The organism is Streptomyces cinereospinus, from assembly GCF_042430725.1.
GTDB classification, from domain to species: domain Bacteria; phylum Actinomycetota; class Actinomycetes; order Streptomycetales; family Streptomycetaceae; genus Streptomyces; species Streptomyces cinereospinus.
This window is the reverse complement of record NZ_JBHMCY010000038.1, coordinates 52,588-72,650: the sequence shown is the minus strand read 5'-3', so window position 1 is coordinate 72,650 and position 20,063 is coordinate 52,588. Positions and strand designations below refer to the sequence as shown.

General features: G+C 74.6%; 19 protein-coding genes, 1 pseudogene and 1 riboswitch. Of the genes and pseudogenes, 9 read left to right on the top strand and 11 right to left on the bottom strand.

Annotated features, from left to right (window positions below; translation table 11 throughout):
* Window positions 1–503 (bottom strand): cell division protein FtsL (ftsL, locus tag ACFF45_RS20610; protein WP_381347886.1); only part of this gene is annotated, 503 nt, incomplete at its 3' end.
* Window positions 504–887: 384 nt separating this feature from the next.
* A complete protein-coding gene (gene rsmH, locus ACFF45_RS20605; protein WP_381347885.1) occupies window positions 888–1,844 on the bottom strand; it encodes a 16S rRNA (cytosine(1402)-N(4))-methyltransferase RsmH in 957 nt (318 codons plus the stop codon).
* A 442-nt stretch (window positions 1,845–2,286) separates the two neighbouring features.
* On the opposite strand from rsmH, the gene ACFF45_RS20600 reads away from it, so the two are divergent.
* The 4 genes from ACFF45_RS20600 to ACFF45_RS20585 all read left to right on the top strand — a co-directional run bounded on the left by ACFF45_RS20600 (window position 2,287) and on the right by ACFF45_RS20585 (window position 7,982).
* Window positions 2,287–2,835: a beta-class carbonic anhydrase gene (locus ACFF45_RS20600; RefSeq protein WP_381347884.1), complete on the top strand. Its 549-nt coding sequence runs from the start codon at window positions 2,287–2,289 to the stop codon at window positions 2,833–2,835.
* 241 nt (window positions 2,836–3,076) lie between these two features.
* Complete coding sequence (locus tag ACFF45_RS20595; protein WP_381347883.1) at window positions 3,077–4,114, top strand: AAA family ATPase; 1,038 nt, start codon at window positions 3,077–3,079, stop codon at window positions 4,112–4,114.
* Window positions 4,114–5,490 (top strand): DUF58 domain-containing protein, encoded by a 1,377-nt coding sequence (locus tag ACFF45_RS20590; RefSeq protein ID WP_381347882.1) that lies wholly within the window; start codon window positions 4,114–4,116, stop codon window positions 5,488–5,490. The genes ACFF45_RS20595 and ACFF45_RS20590 overlap by 1 nt, the downstream gene beginning before the upstream one ends.
* Entirely contained in the window at window positions 5,487–7,982 is a 2,496-nt protein-coding gene (locus tag ACFF45_RS20585; protein ID WP_381347881.1) for a transglutaminase TgpA family protein, read from the top strand. The genes ACFF45_RS20590 and ACFF45_RS20585 overlap by 4 nt, the downstream gene beginning before the upstream one ends.
* A 135-nt stretch (window positions 7,983–8,117) precedes the next feature.
* Here the strand turns inward: ACFF45_RS20585 and ACFF45_RS20580 are convergent, their stop codons facing one another.
* The 3 genes from ACFF45_RS20580 to ACFF45_RS20570 all read right to left on the bottom strand — a co-directional run bounded on the left by ACFF45_RS20580 (window position 8,118) and on the right by ACFF45_RS20570 (window position 10,499).
* Entirely contained in the window at window positions 8,118–8,513 is a 396-nt protein-coding gene (locus tag ACFF45_RS20580) for an SCO2097 family morphological protein (protein ID WP_381347880.1), read from the bottom strand.
* A gap of 346 nt (window positions 8,514–8,859) precedes the next feature.
* A complete protein-coding gene (locus ACFF45_RS20575) occupies window positions 8,860–9,687 on the bottom strand; it encodes a methyltransferase (protein ID WP_381347879.1) in 828 nt (275 codons plus the stop codon).
* A gap of 194 nt (window positions 9,688–9,881) precedes the next feature.
* Entirely contained in the window at window positions 9,882–10,499 is a 618-nt protein-coding gene (locus ACFF45_RS20570; RefSeq protein WP_381347878.1) for an SAV_6107 family HEPN domain-containing protein, read from the bottom strand.
* Window positions 10,500–10,653: 154 nt separating this feature from the next.
* On the opposite strand from ACFF45_RS20570, the pseudogene ACFF45_RS20565 reads away from it, so the two are divergent.
* The 3 genes and pseudogenes from ACFF45_RS20565 to ACFF45_RS20555 all read left to right on the top strand — a co-directional run.
* Window positions 10,654–10,857: pseudogene (locus tag ACFF45_RS20565) on the top strand (hypothetical protein); the annotation flags it as partial.
* A gap of 119 nt (window positions 10,858–10,976) precedes the next feature.
* Window positions 10,977–11,606 carry a TetR/AcrR family transcriptional regulator gene (locus ACFF45_RS20560; protein WP_381347877.1) on the top strand — a complete coding sequence of 210 codons (630 nt, stop codon included), beginning with the start codon at window positions 10,977–10,979 and terminating at the stop codon, window positions 11,604–11,606.
* Window positions 11,607–12,167: 561 nt separating this feature from the next.
* The gene (locus ACFF45_RS20555; protein ID WP_381347876.1) at window positions 12,168–13,661 is read left to right on the top strand and encodes a phytoene desaturase family protein; all 1,494 of its coding nucleotides are present in this window, start codon (window positions 12,168–12,170) and stop codon (window positions 13,659–13,661) included.
* 46 nt (window positions 13,662–13,707) lie between these two features.
* Here ACFF45_RS20555 and ACFF45_RS20550 read toward each other — a convergent pair whose 3' ends face one another.
* From ACFF45_RS20550 to ACFF45_RS20525, 6 genes are all read right to left on the bottom strand, one after another.
* Window positions 13,708–14,616 (bottom strand): SCO2102 family sporulation regulator, encoded by a 909-nt coding sequence (locus tag ACFF45_RS20550; protein ID WP_381347875.1) that lies wholly within the window; start codon window positions 14,614–14,616, stop codon window positions 13,708–13,710.
* 56 nt (window positions 14,617–14,672) lie between these two features.
* The gene (gene metF / locus ACFF45_RS20545; RefSeq protein ID WP_381347874.1) at window positions 14,673–15,596 is read right to left on the bottom strand and encodes a methylenetetrahydrofolate reductase [NAD(P)H]; all 924 of its coding nucleotides are present in this window, start codon (window positions 15,594–15,596) and stop codon (window positions 14,673–14,675) included.
* Window positions 15,597–15,694: 98 nt separating this feature from the next.
* Window positions 15,695–16,354: a thiamine phosphate synthase gene (gene thiE / locus ACFF45_RS20540; protein ID WP_381347873.1), complete on the bottom strand. Its 660-nt coding sequence runs from the start codon at window positions 16,352–16,354 to the stop codon at window positions 15,695–15,697.
* A gap of 136 nt (window positions 16,355–16,490) precedes the next feature.
* Window positions 16,491–16,856: an Rv2175c family DNA-binding protein gene (locus tag ACFF45_RS20535; protein WP_381347872.1), complete on the bottom strand. Its 366-nt coding sequence runs from the start codon at window positions 16,854–16,856 to the stop codon at window positions 16,491–16,493.
* Window positions 16,857–16,933: 77 nt separating this feature from the next.
* Window positions 16,934–18,151, bottom strand: coding sequence for an NAD(P)/FAD-dependent oxidoreductase (locus tag ACFF45_RS20530; RefSeq protein ID WP_381347871.1), 1,218 nt, complete (start codon window positions 18,149–18,151; stop codon window positions 16,934–16,936).
* 32 nt (window positions 18,152–18,183) lie between these two features.
* Entirely contained in the window at window positions 18,184–18,534 is a 351-nt protein-coding gene (locus ACFF45_RS20525; RefSeq protein ID WP_381347870.1) for an avidin-fold protein, read from the bottom strand.
* Between the two features lie 52 nt (window positions 18,535–18,586).
* A riboswitch (TPP riboswitch) is annotated at window positions 18,587–18,699 on the top strand.
* Between ACFF45_RS20525 and thiO the strand changes: the two genes are divergently transcribed.
* Together thiO and thiS are read left to right on the top strand one after the other, a co-directional pair.
* On the top strand, window positions 18,697–19,863 hold the full coding sequence (thiO, locus tag ACFF45_RS20520; protein WP_381347869.1) for a glycine oxidase ThiO: 1,167 nt from the start codon (window positions 18,697–18,699) through the stop codon (window positions 19,861–19,863). Its footprint overlaps the riboswitch before it by 3 nt.
* The gene (thiS, locus tag ACFF45_RS20515; protein ID WP_381347868.1) at window positions 19,860–20,060 is read left to right on the top strand and encodes a sulfur carrier protein ThiS; all 201 of its coding nucleotides are present in this window, start codon (window positions 19,860–19,862) and stop codon (window positions 20,058–20,060) included. The genes thiO and thiS overlap by 4 nt, the downstream gene beginning before the upstream one ends.
* The last annotated feature ends 3 nt before the right edge of the window (window positions 20,061–20,063 follow it).

The window sequence follows — 20,063 nt, the reverse complement described above, 5'->3', positions numbered from 1 at the left end:
GCGGTCGTGGTGGCCGGGCCTGCCGGGGCGGAGGCGGTCGGCGCGGCGGGCGCGGGCGTGCCGGGCAGAGGCGCGGGCGCGGTGAGCATCGCCTCGGGTGCGAGGACGAGGGGGTGGCGGGCGGAGGCCGGTTCGGCGGCCACCGGGGACGGGACGCCCTTGACGGTGCCGTCGGGGTTGAGGAAGGCGGGGTCCGAGCCGGGGACCATGCCGAGTTCGCGGGCGCGGCGCTGGAGGGCGTCGGGGGCGGAGTAGGCGTCGATGTCGCGCTGCAGGGCCTGTTCCTCGTCGGTGAGGTCCTTGGTCTCCTTCTGCAGGTCGTCCAGTTGGAACGACCCCTCGCTGAGCGCGGAGTTCAGCACGAGCAGGCCGATGAGGCCGCCGCCGAGGAGCAGGACGACGAGGAGGACGAAGGGCGTCCGGGCCGCCTGCTGCCTGCGCCCGCTCGGCAGCAGCTGCGCGAGCCGCGCGGCCCGCCCCTTCAGTTCGGGTTTCCTACTCACTCGCCCTCCCTTGCCTCCGGCCGTCGGCCGCGCTCGCGCGGCGCAGGGAAAGTCCGGACCCGCCCGTGCGGTGCGGGGGGATGCCGGACCTGCCCGGGCGGTGCGAGGGGATACCGGACCTGCCCGGGCGGTGCGGGGGAAATCCGGACCCGCCCGGGCGGTGCGGGGGACTCGCGGAGCTGCCCGTGCGGTGGAGCGCGGCGCCGGACCCGTCCGCACCCTGAAGCGCGGCGCCGGACCCGTCCGTGCGGTGGAGCACGACGCCTCGCCTGCCCGTGCGGCGGGCCGCGGTGCGGGACCCGGCCGTGCGGTGGGCCGGGGTCCCGCATGCACCCTGGTGGGGCATCGCGGTGCCGGCTGCGGACCCCCGCCCCGTCGGCTGCCTCACTCGACGTCCTCCCTGATCCGCTGGGCCCCGCGCAGGCGCGCCGGGGCCGCTCGGCGGTTCTCGGCGACCTCTTCCTCGGTGGGAAGTTCGGCACCGCGGGTGAGCAGCTTGAGCCGGGGCTGGTACTGCTCCGGCACCACCGGCAGCCCGGGGGGCGCCGTACTGGCCGCGCCCGCCGCGAACACCTGCTTGACCAGCCGGTCCTCCAGCGAGTGGTACGACAGGACCGCGATCCGCCCGCCCACGTCCAGCGCCTTCACCGCCGCCGGGATCGCCCGCTCCAGCACGGACAGCTCGCCGTTGACCTCGATGCGCAGGGCCTGGAAGGTCCGCTTGGCCGGGTTGCCGCCGGTGCGCTTGGCGGCCTGCGGCAGCGCGTCCCGGATCACCTCCACCAGCCGGGCGCTGTTGCTGAACGGCTCCTTCTCCCGCTCGCGCACCACGGCGGCGACGATCCGCTTGGCCTGCTTCTCCTCGCCGTAGGCGCGCAGGATGCGCACCAGCTCACCGGCCGGGTAGGTGTTGAGGACCTCGGCGGCGCCGATGCCGGTCGTCTGGTCCATGCGCATGTCGAGCGGGGCGTCCTGCGCGTAGGCGAAGCCGCGGCCCGCCTCGTCCAGCTGCATGGAGGAGACCCCGAGGTCGAACAGCACGCCCTGCACGCGCGCGATGCCGAGCCGGTCCAGCACCTCGGGCAGCTCGTCGTACACGGCGTGCACCAGGGTGGCGCGCTCCCCGTAGGGCGCGAGCCGCTCACCGGACAGGCGCAGCGCCTCCTTGTCCCGGTCGAGGGCGACGAGGCGGGCCTCGGGGAAGCGGGCGAGCAGGGCCTCACTGTGCCCGCCGAGGCCGAGGGTGCAGTCGACGACCACGGCTCCGGGCCGTTCCAGAGCGGGTGCCAGCAGGTCCAGGCACCTCTGGAGCATCACCGGGACGTGTCGACTCTGGCTCAAGGGGCCCTCTCAGGTCCGGCGGGCCGCACGCACCGCCGGGTCCCCACCCTTCTCCCGGCGAACCGGGTGCGTCCCCGGTGAAGGGGAGGCCTGCCGGCGCCGGAAGCGTCAGCCGGCCGGGAGCGGGTGGAGGCCGAGCCGTACGTACGCGCCGCGCACGTGGGGGAGCTCCGGCGGCTGGGCCGGAGTCCTCGGGGGATTCGATGCAGCGGGGAGAGCCTCGCCTCCCGCTTCGCGTCACTTTAGTCCACCCTCTGTCGCGGTCAATCAACCGGCCTGCGCGTCGCGGCGGCGGACGGAAGCAACCGGCGGACCGGTGAGGTTCACCCTGAAGGGGGCACGCGCGCCACACTTGTGGGTTAGGTCACAACAAGGCCTGTTGGTGTTCTTTGTCCTCTCCCACAACAGGACCCGATCGCTCGTGACCAGTAACGTCATCACCATGACGACTTCTGCATCGGTTTCCGTCGGCTCCGAGGACGCCATAGCCCGCGTCGGCACCGTCACCGACCGTGTGGTCGAGGCGAACAAGCAGTACGCGGCGGGCTTCGGCGACCCCGGCCTGGGCGCCCCTCCGGTCCAGCAGGTCGCCGTCGTGGCCTGCATGGACGCGCGGCTCGACCTCTACCCGGCCCTCGGTCTGCAACTCGGCGACTGCCACACCATCCGCAACGCGGGCGGCGTGGTCACCGACGACGTGATCCGCTCGCTCACCATCAGCCAGCGCAAGCTCGGCACCCGCAGCGTGATTCTCGTCCACCACACCGCCTGCGGCCTGGAGACCCTCACCGAGGACTTCCGCACCGAACTGGAGACGGAGGTCGGCCAGCGCCCGGCGTGGGCGGTGGAGTCCTTCAAGGACGTCGAGCAGGACGTGCGGCAGTCGATGCGCCGGGTGCGCACCTCGCCGTTCCTGCTGCACACCGACGACGTGCGCGGCTTCGTGCTCGACGTGCGGACGGGCCTGCTGCACGAGGTCGACCCCGCGTGACCCCCGCCCGGGACTCTCGTTCACCGGGACTCCCGGGCACAGGACGGAACGAACTGCCGTAAGACCTGACGTATCACGGCCAGTTGTCCACAGGCGAGTGACACGAATCGGTAACGGCAGCAAGAATGCGGGTGGGGGCGTCGCGCGGAACTTTTCACGCGTGGTGTCCGTGTTTCGGGGTGGGCCGGATACGCATCGCAGAGCGGCGGCCCGTGAGAAAGAGCGGGCCGAGGAGGGCCGGGTGACGACCTATGACGATCGAGCGAGCCTCACTGATCTGACTGCCACCGTGGAGCGGATCCGCAGTTCGGTGGAGGAAGTGATCGAGGGCAAGCCCGAGGTCGTGCGGCTTTCGCTGACCGTGCTGCTCGCCGAGGGGCACCTGCTGATCGAGGATGTTCCCGGGGTGGGCAAGACGATGCTCGCCAAGACGCTGGCGCGGTCCATCGACTGTTCGGTGCGGCGCATCCAGTTCACCCCCGACCTGCTGCCCTCGGACATCACGGGGGTGTCGATCTGGGACCAGCAGCGCCGGGACTTCGAGTTCAAGCCGGGCGCGATCTTCGCCCAGATCGTGATCGGCGACGAGATCAACCGCGCCTCCCCCAAGACCCAGTCCGCGCTGCTGGAGTCGATGGAGGAGCGCCAGGTCACCACCGACGGGCAGTCCTACGAACTGCCCAGCCCCTTCATGGTGGTCGCCACGCAGAACCCGGTCGAGATGGAGGGCACCTACCCGCTCCCCGAGGCCCAGCGCGACCGCTTCATGGCCCGCGTCTCCATCGGCTATCCGAGCCCGGAGGCCGAGCTGCAGATGCTCGACGTGCACGGCGGGGTGAGCCCGCTGGACGACCTCCAGCCGGTGGCGCACGCGCACGAGATCGTCAAGCTGATCGAGGCGGTGCGCGGTGTCCACGTCGCCGACACCGTCCGGCGGTACGCGGTGGACCTGGTCGCCGCCACCCGCACCCATCCCGACCTCAGACTCGGCGCCTCCCCGCGCGCGACGCTGCACCTGCTGCGCGCGGCGAAGGCGTCCGCGGCCCTCAGCGGCCGGGAGTACGCCCTGCCGGACGACGTGCAGGCGCTCGCCGGGGCGGTGCTGGCGCACCGCCTGCTGCCTACGGCCCAGGCCCAGCTCAACCGCCGTACGGCGGAGCAGGTGATCCAGGAGATCCTGCAGCACACGCCGGTGCCCGCGACGCCCCAGCAGAATGCCTTCGGCGGTCTGGGCCACGGCTCGTCGGGGTACGGCCAGCAGCCGCCGCGGAGGCTGTGATGACCTCCCCGGCGGACCCCGCGCCCGCCGACGCCGACCGGGGCGACCAGGGCGGCGTGCGCACGGCCCTGGCCGGTCTGACCACCCGCGGCCGCTCCTTCCTGGCCGCCGGGGTCGCGGCCGCCGTCTGCGCCTACGTCCTCGGCCAGAGCGACCTGCTCCGGGTCGGGCTGCTGCTGGCGGTGCTGCCCCTGGTGTGCGCGGCCGTGCTGTACCGCACGCGCTACCGCGTCGCCGGCAGCCGCCGGCTCTCGCCCGCGCGCGTGCCCGCCGGTGCCGAGGCCCGGGTCCACCTGCGGATGGACAACGTCTCGCGGCTGCCCACCGGCCTGCTGATGCTCCAGGACCGGGTGCCGTACGTGCTCGGCCCGCGCCCCCGCTTCGTGCTCGACCGCGTCGAGCCGGGCGGCCGCCGCGAGGTGTCCTACCGCGTCCGCTCGGACCTGCGCGGCCGCTATCCGCTGGGCCCATTGCAACTGCGCCTGACCGACCCGTTCGGGATGTGCGAGCTGACCCGGTCCTTCTCGGCGCACGACACCCTGACGGTGATCCCGCACGTGGAGCCCCTGCCGCCGGTCCGGCTGACCGGCGAGGCGAAGGGGTACGGCGACGGGCGGCTGCGCTCCCTGGCGCTGGCCGGCGAGGACGACATGATCCCGCGCGGGTACCGCTACGGCGACGACCTGCGCCGCGTGCACTGGCGGTCCACCGCCCGCTACGGCGAGCTGATGGTGCGCCGCGAGGAGCAGCCGCAGCGCTCGCGCTGCACGGTGCTGCTCGACACCCGGGGCACCGCCTTCGCGGGCGCGGGCCCGGACTCGGCCTTCGAGTGGGCCGTGGCGGGCACCGCGTCCGTGCTGGTGCACATGCTCGAACGGGGCTTCTCGGTACGGTTCCTGACGGACACCGGCAGCTCGGTGCCGGGCGAGGGCGCGGACGGCTTCACCGGCGTGAGCCAGGAGTCCGCGGACGCGGCCGGGCTGCTGATGGACACCCTCGCGGTGATCGACCACTCCGACGGCACGGACCTGTCGCCGGCGTGCGACGTGCTGCACGGCGGGCACGAGGGACTGCTGGTGGCCTTCTTCGGCGACCTGGACGAGGAGCAGGCCGCGGTGGCCGCCCGGATGCGCCAGCGTACCGGCGGCGCGGTCGCCTTCGTCCTGGACGGCGCCGACTGGGTGGGGGAACCGGCCGACCCGCCCGGGCCGTTGGACGGGAGGGAGGAACGCCTGCGGGTGCTGCGCGAGGCCGGCTGGACGGCCGTGCGCGTGCCGCGGGGCGCCTCCCTGGAGGACATGTGGCGCCAGGCCGAGCGGGAGCGCACGGGCGTCGTCACGGCGGGCGGCACGACCGGTGGGGAGGGGCGGTCATGAGCGGTCAGGCACGGATGGCGCTGTCGGCCACGGCGGCGACGCTGATGGCTTCCTGCGCCCTGCTGCCGCTGGTCGATCCGGTCACCTGGTTCCTTCAGGCGGCCGTGCTGCTGCTGATGCAGATGGGCGTGGGCGCGGCGGCCCGCCGGGTGCCGCTGGCCCGCCCGCTGACGGTGGGCGTGCAGGCCCTGGTCACGCTGATGCTGCTGACCCTGGTCTTCGCCCGGGAGTACGCCTTCGTCGGCGTGCTGCCCGGCCCGGACGCGTTCCTGCGCTTCGGCGACCTGCTCCAGCTGGGCGCCGAGGACGTCGGGCGGTACGCGATCCCGGCGCCGCTGTCCGACGGCATCAGGCTGATGCTCGTCGGCGGGGTCCTGGTGATCGGGCTGGCGGTGGACGTGCTGGCGGTGACCTTCCGCAGCGCGGCCCCGGCCGGGCTGCCGCTGCTCGCGCTGTACTCGGTCGCCGCGGGGCTGTCCGACGGCGCCGGGGGCTGGGTGTGGTTCCTGATAGCCGCGGTCGGCTATCTGATGCTGCTGCTCGCCGAGAGCCGGGACCGGCTGTCGCAGTGGGGCCGGGTGTTCGGCGGGGCGCCGCGCGGTCCGGGCGGGGAGCCGGGCGGTCCGGTGGCGCCGGTGCGCACCGGGCGGCGGATCGGCGTGGTCGCCCTGGGCACGGCGCTGGTCGTGCCGCTGGCCCTGCCCGCGATGAACGGCGGCCTGCTGGACACCGCCGGGAGGGGCGTCGGCACGGGCGGCGGAGGCGGCGGCACGATCTCCGCGGTGAACCCGCTGGTGTCGCTGCGCGACAGCCTGAACATGGACGAGGACCGCACGGTCCTGACCCTGCGCACCAGCGCGGGCGAGGCCTCGGGCACCTATCTGCGGATCGTGTCCCTGGACGACTTCGACGGCACCACCTGGAAGCCCGCCCGGCGGAACATCGTCTCGGTGCCGGACGAGCTCCCGGCCCCCGTCGGTCTGAGCCCGGACGTCCGGCGCTCCGAGGTCCGCACCCGCATCGCCGCCGCCGACTGGTACGCGCAGGACTGGCTGCCCATGCCGTACCCGCCGAGCGACGTGCGGATCGACGGCAACTGGCGCTACGAACCGGTCGGCATGGCGCTCGTCGGCGACCACGGCCAGACCACCCGGGGTGCCACCTACGAGGTGACCAGCCTCGACGTGCGGCCGACGGCGGAGCAGCTGGCCTCGGCGCCCGAGCCGCCCGCCGCGCTCAGACGCGAGTTCACCCAGGTGCCGGACTCCCTGCCCGGCGTCGTGGCGCGGACGGCCCGGGAGATCACGGCCGGCGCGGACAGCCCGTACGAGCAGGCGGTCAGGCTCCAGGAGTACTTCGCCCTGACCGGCGGATTCCAGTACGACACCGAGGTGGAGGTCGGCAGCGGCTCCCAGGCCATCGCCCGCTTCCTGCGGGACAAGCGGGGCTTCTGCGTGCACTTCTCGTTCGCGATGGCCTCGATGGCCCGCACGCTGGGCATACCGGCCCGGGTCGCGGTGGGCTTCGCGCCCGGGACGACGCAGGGGGACGGCTCGGTGGCGGTGGGGCTCCGGGACGCGCACGCCTGGCCCGAGCTGTACTTCGAGGGCGTGGGCTGGACCCGTTTCGAACCCACGCCCAACCGGGGCTACACACCCCCGTACACCCAGCCCGAGGTGCCGGGCAGCAGCGTCCCCGACCTGCCGGAGGCCTCGCGTCCGGCGGACACGGCGCCCTCGGCCGAGCCGTCCACGAGCGCGAGCTGCTCGGCGGAGGACAGGCGGGTGCAGGAGTGCGGCGGGGCGCTGCCGCTGGACCCGGGCGGCCCGGAGGACGAGGGGCGCTCCTGGTACCGGACGGCGGGCTGGGCGCTGCTGGCGCTCGCGGTGATCGTCCTGCCGCTGCTGCCCATGCTGTGGCGGCTGCGACGGCGGTCGGTGCGGCTGGCCTCGGTCGGGCGCACCGGCCCCGCGGTACCGGGTGCGATCACCCGGGGGCGCGGCGGTACGGGCAGCGGCGACGGCGTCGAGGTGACCGCCCTGGCCGTGGAGCCGGACGAGCGGCAGGTCGCCGAGGTGGTGACCGGGCATGTGCTCGCCCTCTGGCGCGAACTCACCGACACCGCCTGGGACTACGGCATCGCGCCGGACGACGCGCTGACGCCGCGCAAGGCGGCCGCGCGGATCGTGCGGCTCGGGCAGCTGGACGAGCCGACGGCCCGGTCGGTGCACCGGGTGGCCGGTGCGGTGGAGCAGGTGCTGTTCGCCCCGCGGCCGCGGGCGGAGGCCGGGCTGGCCGCCGACGTGCGCCGGCTGCGGTCGGCGCTGCGGTCCCGGGCCGGCTGGCGGACCCGTGTCCGGGCGGTCGTGGCACCGCGCTCGGCCGTCCGCGCGGTGTGGGACCTCGGCGACCGGTGGACGGCCGCGCGGGCCCGCACGGCGGCCGGCTGGACGGCCCTGGTGCGCCGCCCCTCCGGCCAGCGCGGCGGCTGAGAGGCCGCACCGCGCAGGCCGGGGGCGGCGCACGCCCTGCCCGGAACACATGATGCCGTGAACGACATGCGTGAGGGGCCACCGCCCGGTGGGCGGTGGCCCCTCACGTCGGTCAGGGGGAGCCGGGGGTGGGAGTCAGTGGCCCTGCTGCTCGTCGCGGCGTCGTTGCCAGCGCTGTTCGATACGGTCCATCATCGAGCGGCGCTGATGTCCTTGGCGGCCGGCGTGCGGATCACCCGCGGCGGGCTGTTCACCCGGCTTGGGTGCCTTGCGCCAACCGGTCACGGCGAGTACCGCGCAGCCCAGCATGACGAGGAAACCCACGACGCTGAGCCAGACCTGCTTGGCGACCATTCCGGCCATGAGGAGCGCGATACCTACGAGGAAGCCCGCGACCGCCTGGTAGACCCGTCGCCGGGTGTACGTACGCAGCCCGCTTCCCTCAAGCGCTGTCGCGAACTTGGGATCTTCGGCGTACAGCGCTCGCTCCATCTGCTCGAGCATGCGCTGCTCGTGCTCTGAGAGCGGCACGGAGTCCTCCTCATCGTGCAGTCGCCGGGGCGACCCGGGGGGTCTCTTCAGGATAGGCAGGGAATCGCCCCCGTGAAACCCGCCCCTCTGCGCCATTTGGCCAACCGGAACCCGCCATGAGTGGACCGACCGGCTGAAGTTCACATTCCCCGGCGGCCGACCCGTCATGCCGGGCGGTCTCCCTCGATCATACGGTGGGAAGGCCCCGATCGGGGGGCCTGTGGCGTACTCCATCCGCAACCAACGCGCTGATCAGCGCGTTGTCACACGAGCCACTCACGCTCCGGAGATCGCTCAGGCCACCGGTCGTTACTCAGGCCACGGCAGCCACCTGAGCTCCAGGGGCTCAGGCCCCAGCGGTCACCCGCGTCTCACCGAGCACATGAATCTGCGTGGCCACCGCGTGGAACGCCGGCAGTTCGGCCGCGGCGGCCTCCAGCTGGAGCAGGGCGTCCATGGCGCCGGGCTCGGTGTCCACCAGGACTCCGGGCACCAGGTCGGCGAAGACCCGGACCCCGTGCACGGCGCCGACGGCGAGGCCGGCGTCCCGCACCAGGCCGGTGAGCTGCTCGGCGGTGAAACGGCGCGGCATCGGGTCGCCGGAGCCCCAGCGCCCGTCCGGGTCGTCGAGGGCGTGCCTGGCCTCCGTGAAGTGGCCCGCGAGGGCGCGGGCGAGCACGGCGCCGCCCAGTCCGGCGGCGAGCAGGCTGAGGACGCCCTCGGGGCGGAGGGCGGCCACCGCGTTGCGCAGGCCCTCGGCGGGGTCGTCCACGTACTCCAGGACGCCGTGGCACAGGACGGCGTCGTAGCCGCCGCGCTCGACCACGTCGAACAGGCCATGGGCATCGCCCTGCACGCCCCGCACCCGGTCGGCGACGCCGGCCTCGGCGGCGCGGCGCTCCAGGGCGAACAGCGCGTTCGGGCTGGGGTCGACGACGGTGACCCGGTGACCGAGTCCGGCGACGGGCACGGCGAACTTGCCGCTGCCGCCCCCGGTGTCGAGGACGTCCAGCGACTCCCGCCCCGTGGCCTTGACCCGGCGGTCCAGGACGTCCTGGAGGACCTCCCACACCACGGCGGTACGGAGGGCGGCGCGCGGACGGGGGCTGTCGGAGCGCAGCGACGTCGTCCGAGGGTGGTGGTGGGAGACGGGCGGGCGCATCGGGTCCGACACGGCAGTTGACTCCTCGGCGCGGCACCGCCCTCGTGCGGGGGCGGAGCGAAACGGGCTGCCTTGCCGACCCGGGGCAGCGGGTGGAAGGCTTCAGGCGCCTTCCACCCTATTGCCTCCGACGTGCCCGGCGGTCACCGCGGTGACCGCCCATCCCTCCATGTCAGGGCCCGATTCATGTCGCGGCCATCCGTCCGTCAGCCGGCGTCCGGCATGTCCCGGTCGCGGTCCGCGCCGGAGCCGCGTCCGGAACTGTGGCCGTGGCCGTGGCCGTTTCCACGGTCCCGGGCCTCGTCCGCGTCCGCGTCCGGGCGGGGCTGGGGCAGGGCCGGCTGGAGCACCAGCATCCGCTCGACGAGGCGGACGAACATCGCCACGTCGCGTATCAGGTCGTCGGCGTCCCGGCGGCTGGCCGCGCCCTGGATGCCCGCCTCGGCCCGGGCACGGCGCCGGGCCCCCGAGGCGAACAGCGCGCTCCACTCGGTGAGCTCGGGCGCGATCTCGGGAAGCACCTCCCAGGCGCTGCGGATGCGGGCCCGGCGCCGGGGACTGGGTTCGGGGCGGCCCCGCGCGGCCAGCACGGCGGCGGCGGTGCGCAGGGCGGCGAGGTGGGCGGTGGCGTAGCGCTCGTTCGGTGTCTCGAGGACTGCTGCCTCGTCGAGGCCGGCGCGGGCCTGGGCGAGCAGGTCGAGGGCGGCGGGCGGGGCCGTGGCCCGGCGGAGCACGGGGTGCACGTCGCTCGCCGGGCCGGTCAGTGAGGGGGCAGGGCCGTTGGCGCGGCGCCGGCGGGCGGCGGCTGCGGACGAGTTGGCCATGACGAACCTCCTGTCGTCTGTTGACGGCACGCCCTCACAGGTGTGCCGTATGTGCCCATCGTGAGGTATGGCACTGACAATCCGTTCTGACCAGGGGCTTTGCCTCGATCGAAGGTTCGGGCCAGTTTCTGCACTGACCAGTCGGTCCGAATAGTTGAACGGAGAAACACTCGGGGGCACCCCGGGGGAGACCGTTGCGGGCCTCGCCGTCACCGCCCGCGGCCCCGGGCTGAGGGGACCCCGCGGCTGGGCCTTCCGCGGCATCGCCTGCGCCGCGGAGCCCGGCTCGCTGATCGCGGCCGCGGGCCCGTCCGGCCCGGGCGGTACGAGCCTCCTCCCGGGCGCCCTCGCGCCGACCGCGCTGCCGGCCCGCCGCCGCCAGGTGTGGACGCCGGACCGGCTGCATCCGGAGCTGAGAGAGCCTGTGACCTCCCCTACGGCGTCCGCGCGGAGGCGCTTCCTGTGACAATCAGGGCCATGGAAAGCAGCAGCGTCACGTCGGGGGCGAGCACGCGCCGCGAGGCGACCCGGCAGAAGCTCTACGAGGCGGCGGTCACGCTCATCGCGGAGCAGGGCTTCTCCGCCACCACGGTGGACGAGATCGCCGAGCGCGCGGGGGTCGCCAAGGGCACGGTGTACTACAACTTCGCCAGCAAGTCCGTCCTTTTCGAGGAGCTGCTGCGGCACGGCGTGGGCCTGCTCGCCGCCTCCCTGAGGGAGGCGGCCGAGCGGACGGCGAAGGACGGCGGCACCAGGGTGGCCGCGCTGGACGCGATGATCCGGGCCGGGCTCGTGTTCATCGACCGCTACCCGGCCTTCACCCAGCTGTACGTGGCCGAGCTGTGGCGCACCAACCGGGCCTGGCAGTCGACGCTGCTGGTGGTCCGGCAGGAGGCGGTCGCGGTCGTGGAGGACGTGCTGCGCGCGGGCATCGACCACGATGAGTTCAGCGGGGAGATCGACGTTCCGCTGACGGCGGCGGCGCTGGTCGGCATGGTGCTGGTGGCCGCGCTGGACTGGCAGGCGTTCCAGCCGGAACGCTCCCTGGACGACGTCCACGCGGCGTTGTCGCGGCTGCTGCAAGGCCGGGTGAGCGGACGCCCCTGAGCGGACGGAACGCCCCCGAGCAGACGGGAAACGCCGGTCCGGACAGCGGCCGCGTCCCCCGCGGGCCACACCGGACCGGCGCCTCTTTGTGCTCCCCCGATCCCCCGTCGCTCCCCCCGTTCCCCCGTTGCTCCCCCGTTCGGTCGTCCCTCCCCCAGGGCTCCCCCGTGCCTCGCTCCCGCCGGCCTGGGCCGGCGGAAGGAGCGGTCCAGGGCCGCGCCGTTCCGCCGCCCCGTGCCGGCGGTGCCGGCGCGGGGCCCCTTTCCGTGCCTCCACTCTCTCGTCAGCGCAGGTCGAGCCCCATCCGCGCGCGTACTCATCTCCCCGCCTAGGTACGCGTACTCAACCGTGCGCACCAGCCCCCAGGGCGCGCCGCCGCCCGCTGGTGACGATCGCGTCCGTGTGCGTACTCCCCCTCGCCCGCAACGCCCCGAGGCGCACGCGCCGAAGCCCTTCGGCGACGTGCTCGCCGGCGTCGGCGGCGGTCGGGCCGCCGTGCGTCCCGCCGCTGGTCACGGGCCGGGGGACGGAGTGTCGGTGGCAGCCGATAAAGTCGCACGCATGGCACGGATTGCGGTGATCGGCGCCGGGATGGGCGCCATGGCGGGCGCCGCACGGCTGGCCGTGGCGGGCCACCGGGTGACGGTGTACGAGCGTACGGAGACGTACGGCGGAGCGGTGCGGCGGCTGGAGCGGGACGGGTTCGCCTTCGACACCGGTCCCGGCGTGCTGCCGCTGCCGGCGGTCTGGCGGGACCTGTTCCTCAAGACCGGCAAGGAGCCGCTGGAGGCGTGCGTCGAGCTGACCCAGGTCGATCCGGCGGCGCGGCACGTCTTCGCGGACGGCACCGAGGTCTCCCTGCCGAACGCCTCACGCGCGGGCGTGGTCGCCGCCCTGGACGCGGCGCTGGGCCCGGGCGCGGGCGACCGCTGGGGCGACTTCCTGGTGCGGGCCCGGGAAGCCTGGGACCGGACGCGCCGGCCGCTTCTGGAGGAGCCGCTGTGGCCCAACTGGCCGGTGCTGGCCGAGCGCGAGCCCTATCCCGCGGTCCCGCACAAGCGGCTGCTGCGCACCCGCCGGGCCGGCACCCTCGCCGAGGTCGGCGCCTGGGAGCTGCGCGACCCGCGGCTGACCGCCCTGCTGGAGGGCCACGCGCTGGCGTACGGCCTGGACCCGCGCGTCGCCCCGGCGAGCGCGGCCGTGCTGCCGTACCTGGAGCACGCTTTCGGCACCTGGTACGTACGCGGCGGCATCCGGGAGCTGGCCCGCGCGGTGTACGAGCGGTGCCTGGCCCGCCGGGTCGAGTTCGGCTTCGGCGCCGAGGTCACCGGGGTGCGGGAGAAGGACGGCCGCGCGGCGGGCGTGCGGCTCGCCGACGGCACGGTGGCGGAGGCCGACTTCGTGGTCGCCGGTGTCGCGCCCGGCGCCCTGCCGGACGTGCCGCCGCCGGCCGTCGGCGAGGTCCCGCCCCAGCGCGGACTGCCCAGCCGTCTGACGGTCCTGCTGGCGCTGCGCGGCCCCCGGCCGGCCGGGACGGCGCACCGCACGGTGGTGCACACCCCCGACCGGGACGGCGAGCTGGAGTCCCTCTTCGGCTCCGGCGGCCAAGGGGCCACGGCCCCGCGCCCCACGGTCACCGTGCTGCGCCCCGACGACCCGCGGCTGGTGCCGGACGCCGGCCACGAGGCGGTCACGCTCACGGCCACCGTGCCCGCCGCGGCGTCGGCGCAGGCCTGCGCCGACCGCACCGAAGCGATGATCACCGCCGCCGAGCGCGCGCTGCCGGACCTCCGCGACCGTCTCCTGTGGCACGAGTCGCGCACCCCGGCGGACGTCGCCGGGGCGACCGGCGCGCCGGGCGGAGCCGTCCCGGCCCCGGCCCTGGCGGCGGCCGGCGGCGCACTGCTGCACCCGGCCAACAGCACCGCGCTGCCCGGCCTGTTCACCGCCGGTGGCTGGTCCCATCCGGGCGGCGGTCTGCCGCACGCCGGGATGTCGGGCGCGCTGGTGGCGGGACTGATCGTGGAGGGTCCGGACTTCCGCGGCTCCCGGTGAACAGGGGCGCGGGCTCACCCGGTGAGCGGGCGCGGGCCGCCCCGGCTCAGAAGCGGTACCGCTCGTCGTAGCCGTTGCCCTGCTGCGCCTGACCGTCGCCCTGGTAGGGGTACGGCTGCTCCGGCGGCAGCTCGGCGCCGTACGGGTCGTCGGTGCTGCGCTGCTGCGGCACCCACACGCCCCCGGCCGGGGTCTCGCCCCCGTAGCCCCCGGTGCCGTACGGGTCCTGGCCGTAGCCCTGCTGGCCGTACGACTGGCCGTAGCCGGGGTCGTACGACCCGCCGCTGTAGGTCTGGGTGCCGATGTACGGGTCGGAGTAGGCGGCGTACTGCTGCTGGCCCGCGGCGTCGTAGCCGTAGTGCTGCTGGCCGTGGCCGGAGTAGCCGTCGTGGGCGGGGGACTGGTCGGCGGCCCGGGCGGCCGTCGCGTACTGGTCCTGGCCCTGCGCGGGGAAGGCGCCGGTGTCGCCGTACACGCCGTAGGAGCCGGTGTCGTCGGGCAGCGGCTGCGGCGCGTGGACGGCGGTGGTCGCGGCGGCCGAGGGGGCGGGGCGGGCGGGGGTGAAGACGTCGTCGCGGTCGTGGTCGTCCTGGCCGTAGCCGTCCGGACCGGGTGCGGTGCCGCCGTCGCCGTAGTCGGCCGCCTCCAGGCCGGAGCGGTCCGGCTCCCCGCGGCGGCGCTTGCTGCCGCCCAGGCTCGGCCGGCCGGTGACCGCCCAGCCGGCGGCGAAGCCCCGGCGGAACGACAGCGTGACGTACGTCTGCCCGACCGCGAAGGCGGCCGCGCCCAGTCCGATCACGATGACGGACGGGATCACTACACCGACGACGACACCGAGGAACCCGCCGAACGCCAGCAGCCGCCAGCGCAGCCGCGCCTTGTACTGCAGCAGGACCTCACCGAGCAGCCACAGCGCGACGACGCCGAACGCGATGTAGAGGACCGTCCAGCCCATGTACGCCCCTCTCCCAGTGGCCGCTACGCAGTGTGTCGTATGAGCGTGCGACCGGTCTAGGCCCGCGGTGGGTGGTGCAGGCCCAGGTTCTCGTAGATTTCCAGGGTCGCCGTGGAGTTGTTGAGCGTGATGAAGTGCAGACCCGGCACTCCCTCGGCCAGCAGCCGTGCGCAGAACTCCGTGGCGAACTCGATCCCCAAGGAGCGTACAGCGGACGGATTGTCTTTCGCTGTGAGGATCCGCTCTTTCAAGGTGGACGGGAGATGAGCATTGCTGAGCTGCGGCAGCCGCTCCAGCATCCGGACGCTGGTCACGGGCATGATCTCGGGGATGACCGGCGTCTCGCAGCCGGCGGCGGCGACCCGGTCGCGCAGGCGGAGGTAGGACTCCGGCTGGAAGAACATCTGTGTGATCGCGTAGTCCGCGCCCGCCCGGCACTTGTCGACGAAGTGCTCGACGTCCGTGTCCCAGTCGGCGGAGCGCGGGTGCATCTCCGGGAACGCCGCGACGCCGACGCAGAAGTCGCCCGACTCCTTGATGAGCCGGACGAGCTCGGCCGCGTAGGTCAGGCCCTTGGGGTGCGGCACCCACGCGCCCATGGGGTCGCCGGGCGGGTCGCCGCGCAGCGCGAGCATGTTGCGGATTCCGGCGTCGGCGAACTGGCCGATCACGTTGCGCAGCTCACCGATGGAGTGGTCGACGGCCGTGAGGTGGGCGACCGGGGTGAGCGTGGTGTCGGCGACGATCTGCTGCGTCTCCTTCACCGTGCTCGCACGGGTGGAGCCGCCGGCGCCGTAGGTCACGGAGACGAAGTCGGGCGCCACCGCCTCGACCCTGCGCAACGCGTTCCACAGACTGCGCTCGCCCTTGGCGGTCTTCGGCGCGTAGAACTCGAACGAGTACGTCGTCTTGCCGGCGGCGAGCATGTCACGCACGGTCCGTGCGCGGTCAGTCCTGGTGGATGCGGTTCCGAGGGCCATACGGGCAGGTTAGCCAGGGGCTGCGCGTCCCCCAACCGGATGCATGAGATTCGCCCGATTTATCGGTTTGTTGTCCATCCCTTGGACAGCCGGTGCCCTCACGCCCCGCGCAGCCGCTTCGCGAACTCCGCCGCCGCGGCGCCCGGGTCCTCCGCCTCGGTGATCGCGCGGACCACGACCACCCGGCGGGCGCCCGCGTCCAGCACCTCGTCGAGGTTGCCCAGGTCGATGCCGCCGATGGCGAACCAGGGGCGGCCGGTGCCCAGCGCGGCCGTGTGCCGGACCAGGCCGAGGCCGGGGGCGTGGCGGCCGGGCTTGGTGGGGGTCGGCCAGCAGGGGCCGGTGCAGAAGTAGTCCACGCCCTGCTGGACGGCGGCCGCCTCGGCCTCGGACTCCGCGTGGGTGGAGCGGCCTATGAGGACGTCGTCGCCGAGGATCGCCCGGGCCGCGGGGACCGGGAGGTCGCCCTGTCCGAGGTGGAGCACGCCGGCCCGGGCGGCGTGGGCGACGTCCGCCCGGTCGTTGACGGCGAGCAGCCGGCCGTGCCGGGCACAGGCGTCGGCGAAGACCTCCAGGTGCTCCAGTTCCTCGGCGGCCTCCATGCCCTTGTCGCGCAGCTGCACGATGTCGACCCCGCCGGCCAGGACCGCGTCGAGGAACTCGGGCAGGTCGCCCTGGCGCGTGCGGGCGTCCGTGCACAGGTACACACGGGCGTCGGCGAGCCGGGCGCGGGCGGCGGTGGCAGCGGTGTCGGACATGGGTGGGTCCCCCCGGGTTAGGTGCCTCTGGGTGTGGCGGTGGGCGGCGTACGGGCCGCGTCGGGCGCGGTCGGCCGGGCGCCGCGGCCCGCGGGCCGCGGCCCGTACGCCGGGCGGTCGTCCGGTCGGGCCGTGGTCAGACGGCGAGCGCCTGGGCCCGCCGCTTCACCTCCGTGCCGCGATTCTCGCTGAGCGCCTGCGCGGGCGTGCCGGGCAGGGTCGGGTCGGGGGTGAAGAGCCACTCCAGCATCTCTTCGACCGTGAAGCCGTCGTCCCGCAGGAGCGTCAGGGTCCCGGCCAGGCCCTTGACGACCTTGTCCTCGTCGATGAAGGCGGCGGGGACGTGCAGCGCGCGGTTCTCCCCGCGGCGTACGGCGATGAGCTGGCCCTCCTTCACCAGCTGCCGCACCCGCGTCACCTCGACACCGAGCATCTCGGCGATGTCGGGCAGGGTGAGCCAGGCGGGGACGAGAGCATCGATCTTTGCGTCATTCTCGGTCACGGGAACAAGCCTGCCATCCCCCACTGACAGTCGGAAGCCAGCCCCGCCCGCCGACCGCGCTCACCTGCGACGACACGCTAGGCCACGGCTGCCTTGAGCGGGCGTGCCGGGTCGGCCAGCAGCTCGGGGTCCAGCAGGGTACCGGCCTCGATCAGCCGCCGCCCCTGCGCCAGGTCGCGCGGGCGGCCCACGGCCAGCAGGGCGGCCAGCCGGCCCTCGCGCAGCCAGCAGACCGACCAGGCGGGCCCGGCCGGGTCGCCGCGCCGGACGACGGCGTCGGCACCCGTGTGGTGCCCGGCGTACTGGACGAACCGGCCGAACTGCTCGGACCAGAAGTACGGCACCGGGTCGTAGGGCGCGGGCGCCTCGCCGACGATGTTCGCCGCGACCGTGCGGGGGCCCTGCAGGGCGTTGTCCCAGTGGTGCACCAGCAGCCGCTCGCCGTACCGCCGGGACGGGAAGGACGCGCAGTCGCCGACCGCGTAGACGTCCGGCGCCGAGGTGCGCAGGTGGTCGTCGGCCACCACCTCGCCGTGCGCGCCGAGCCCGATCCCGGAGCCGGTGAGCCAGCGGGTGGCGGGCCGGGCGCCGATGCCGACCACGACGGCGCCGGCGGGCACCCGCGTGCCGTCGTCCAGGACGACCGCGCCGGGCTCGACGCGCCGCACGCGCGCGCGAGTGCGCAGTTCGGCCCCGCTGTCGGCGTACCAGGCGGCCATCGGCGCGGTCACCTCGGCGGGCAGCGCCTCGGCGAGGGGGCGGTCCGCGGCCTCCACGACGGTCACCGTGCAGCCCGCCTCCCGGGCGGCGGTGGCGAACTCCGCGCCGATCCAGCCCGCGCCGACGACCACGATGTCGTGCTGCCGGGCGAGTACCGGCCGCAGCCGCTCGGCGTCGTCCAGGGTGCGCAGCAGATGCACCCCGGGGACGCCCTCCGCGCCCGGCAGGGAGACGGGTTCGGCGCCGGTGGCGACGACCAGGACGTCGTACGGCACCGGCCCGGCCTCGGTGTCCAGCGCGTGGTCGCCGACGCGTACGCCGGTCACCTCGCGCCCGAGGTGCAGGTCGATGCCGAGCGCCTCGAAGTCGACGTCGAAGGCGGAGCCCTCGGCGGTGCCCAGCAGGACGGCCTTGGAGAGCGGCGGCCGGTCGTACGGCTGATGGGGTTCGGCGCCGATCAGCGTCACCGTCCCCGTGAAGCCCTGTTCCCGCAGGGCGACCGCGGTCTGCACCCCGGCCATGCCCGCACCCGCGACGACCACGCGCCGCGCCTTCGCGCTCGTCTGCTCGCTCACCTGATCACCATAGACACCTGACGGGACGTCAGTCAGGGGGCCGACCGCGCGATCTGCTCCACCACGCTGGTCCCGCCGCCCGCCTGCGACTCCCACTCCCAGCTCTCCTCCAGGCGCAGCCGCCCGTCCGGCAGTTCCACGACGGCCGACGCGCAGTGCCCCGAGGACGTCGTCCCGTCCCGCCTCAGCTGCACGTACCGGAAGTCGAGCAGGTCGCCCTCGCGGGTTCCCACCAGGTACCCGCGGACGACGTCCCCACCCGCGTACTCGGCCCAGATCTCGTCGTCCTGCTCGTGGTAGGTGAACCGGGTGCGCGTCCCCACCTGACCCGGGGCCTGATCGGCGACCGGGGCGAGGACGAGGCCGTCGAGTGAGCGAGGCACGCGGGGAGGCTCCCTTACAGAGGCGGGGCGGCAAGAGCTAGGGTGGCCACCGTAGAGCACTCGCGGGAGCCCGGACGCACCGGGCTGAGAGGGAGGCTGGGCGGCCTCCGACCGTACGAACCTGATCCGGGTCATGCCGGCGAAGGGAGGGGCTGAGCGCCTGTGTCGTCTTCCGCACGAACGTCGGACGTCCTCGTCATCGGGGGCGGGATCATCGGCCTGGTCACGGCCTGGCGGGCCGCGCAGCGCGGGCTGGCCACCGCCGTCGTGGACCCCGAACCGGGCGGCGGGGCCGCCCAGGTGGCGGCCGGCATGCTGGCCGCCGTCACCGAACTGCACTACGGCGAGGAGACCCTGCTCGGTCTGAACCTCGCCTCGGCCCGCCGCTATCCGGACTTCGCGGCCGAGCTCACCGAGCTCACCGGCCACGGCCTCGGCTACCGCCGGTGCGGCACGCTCGCCGTCGCGCTGGACGCCGACGACCGCGCTCACCTGCGCGATCTGCACGCTCTGCAACGACAGTCGGGACTGGACTCCGAGTGGCTGTCGGGCCGGGACTGCCGCCGCCTGGAGCCGATGCTGGCGCCGGGGGTGCGCGGCGGGCTGCGGGTCGACGGGGACCACCAGATCGACCCGCGGCGGCTGGCGGCCGCGCTGGTCGCCGCGTGCGAGCGGGCGGGCGTGGTCTTCCACCGGGAGTGGGCCGAGCGCCTGCTGGTCGGCCGGGACCGCGCGACGGGGGTCGTCACGCGCGCGGGGGCCGAGCTGGCCGCCGGGCAGGTGGTGCTGGCCGCCGGGAGCCTGAGCGGGCGGCTGGCGGGCGTCCCGGAGGCCGTGCTGCCGCCCGTGCGGCCGGTGAAGGGGCAGGTGCTGCGGCTGACCGTGCCGCCGCCGCTCGCGCCGTTCCTGAGCCGCACCGTGCGCGCGGTGGTGCGCGGCAGCCATGTCTACCTGGTGCCGCGGGTCAGCGGCGAGCTGGTCGTCGGCGCCACCAGCGAGGAGCTGGGCTGGGACACCACGGTCACCGCCGGGGGCGTGTACGAGCTGCTGCGCGACGCGCACGAGCTGGTCCCCGGCATCACCGAGCTGCCCCTGACGGAGACCCGCGCGGGGTTGCGCCCCGGCTCGCCCGACAACGCGCCCCTGCTGGGCCCGACCGCACTGGACGGCCTGTTGCTGGCCACCGGCCACTACCGCAACGGCGTCCTGCTCACCCCGGTCACCGGCGACGCCATGGCGCACGTGCTGACCACCGGGGAGCTCCCGGACGAGGCCCGCCCCTTCACGCCGAAGCGCTTCAGCGCCGCACTCACGGAGCAGCCCGCATGATCATCTCCGTCAACGGGGAGCCCCGCCGGATCGCCGACGGCACCGCCCTCGACGCCCTGGTACGCACCCTCACCGCGGCGCCCTCCGGGGTGGCCGCCGCCCTCAACGAAACCGTCGTCCCGCGCGCGCAGTGGCCGGTCACGCCCCTGTCCGAGGGGGACCGCGTCGAAGTCCTCACCGCTGTCCAAGGAGGCTGACCC

Coding starts and splice junctions, on each gene's coding strand:
- ACFF45_RS20600 (WP_381347884.1), top strand. CDS start 2,287: ATGACGACTTCTGCATCGGTTTCCGTCGGCTCCGAGGACGCCATAGCC.
- ACFF45_RS20590 (WP_381347882.1), top strand. CDS start 4,114: ATGACCTCCCCGGCGGACCCCGCGCCCGCCGACGCCGACCGGGGCGAC.
- ACFF45_RS20585 (WP_381347881.1), top strand. CDS start 5,487: ATGAGCGGTCAGGCACGGATGGCGCTGTCGGCCACGGCGGCGACGCTG.
- ACFF45_RS20570 (WP_381347878.1), bottom strand. CDS start 10,499: ATGGCCAACTCGTCCGCAGCCGCCGCCCGCCGGCGCCGCGCCAACGGC.
- ACFF45_RS20560 (WP_381347877.1), top strand. CDS start 10,977: ATGGAAAGCAGCAGCGTCACGTCGGGGGCGAGCACGCGCCGCGAGGCG.
- ACFF45_RS20555 (WP_381347876.1), top strand. CDS start 12,168: ATGGCACGGATTGCGGTGATCGGCGCCGGGATGGGCGCCATGGCGGGC.
- ACFF45_RS20550 (WP_381347875.1), bottom strand. CDS start 14,616: ATGGGCTGGACGGTCCTCTACATCGCGTTCGGCGTCGTCGCGCTGTGG.
- metF (WP_381347874.1), bottom strand. CDS start 15,596: ATGGCCCTCGGAACCGCATCCACCAGGACTGACCGCGCACGGACCGTG.
- thiE (WP_381347873.1), bottom strand. CDS start 16,354: ATGTCCGACACCGCTGCCACCGCCGCCCGCGCCCGGCTCGCCGACGCC.
- thiS (WP_381347868.1), top strand. CDS start 19,860: ATGATCATCTCCGTCAACGGGGAGCCCCGCCGGATCGCCGACGGCACC.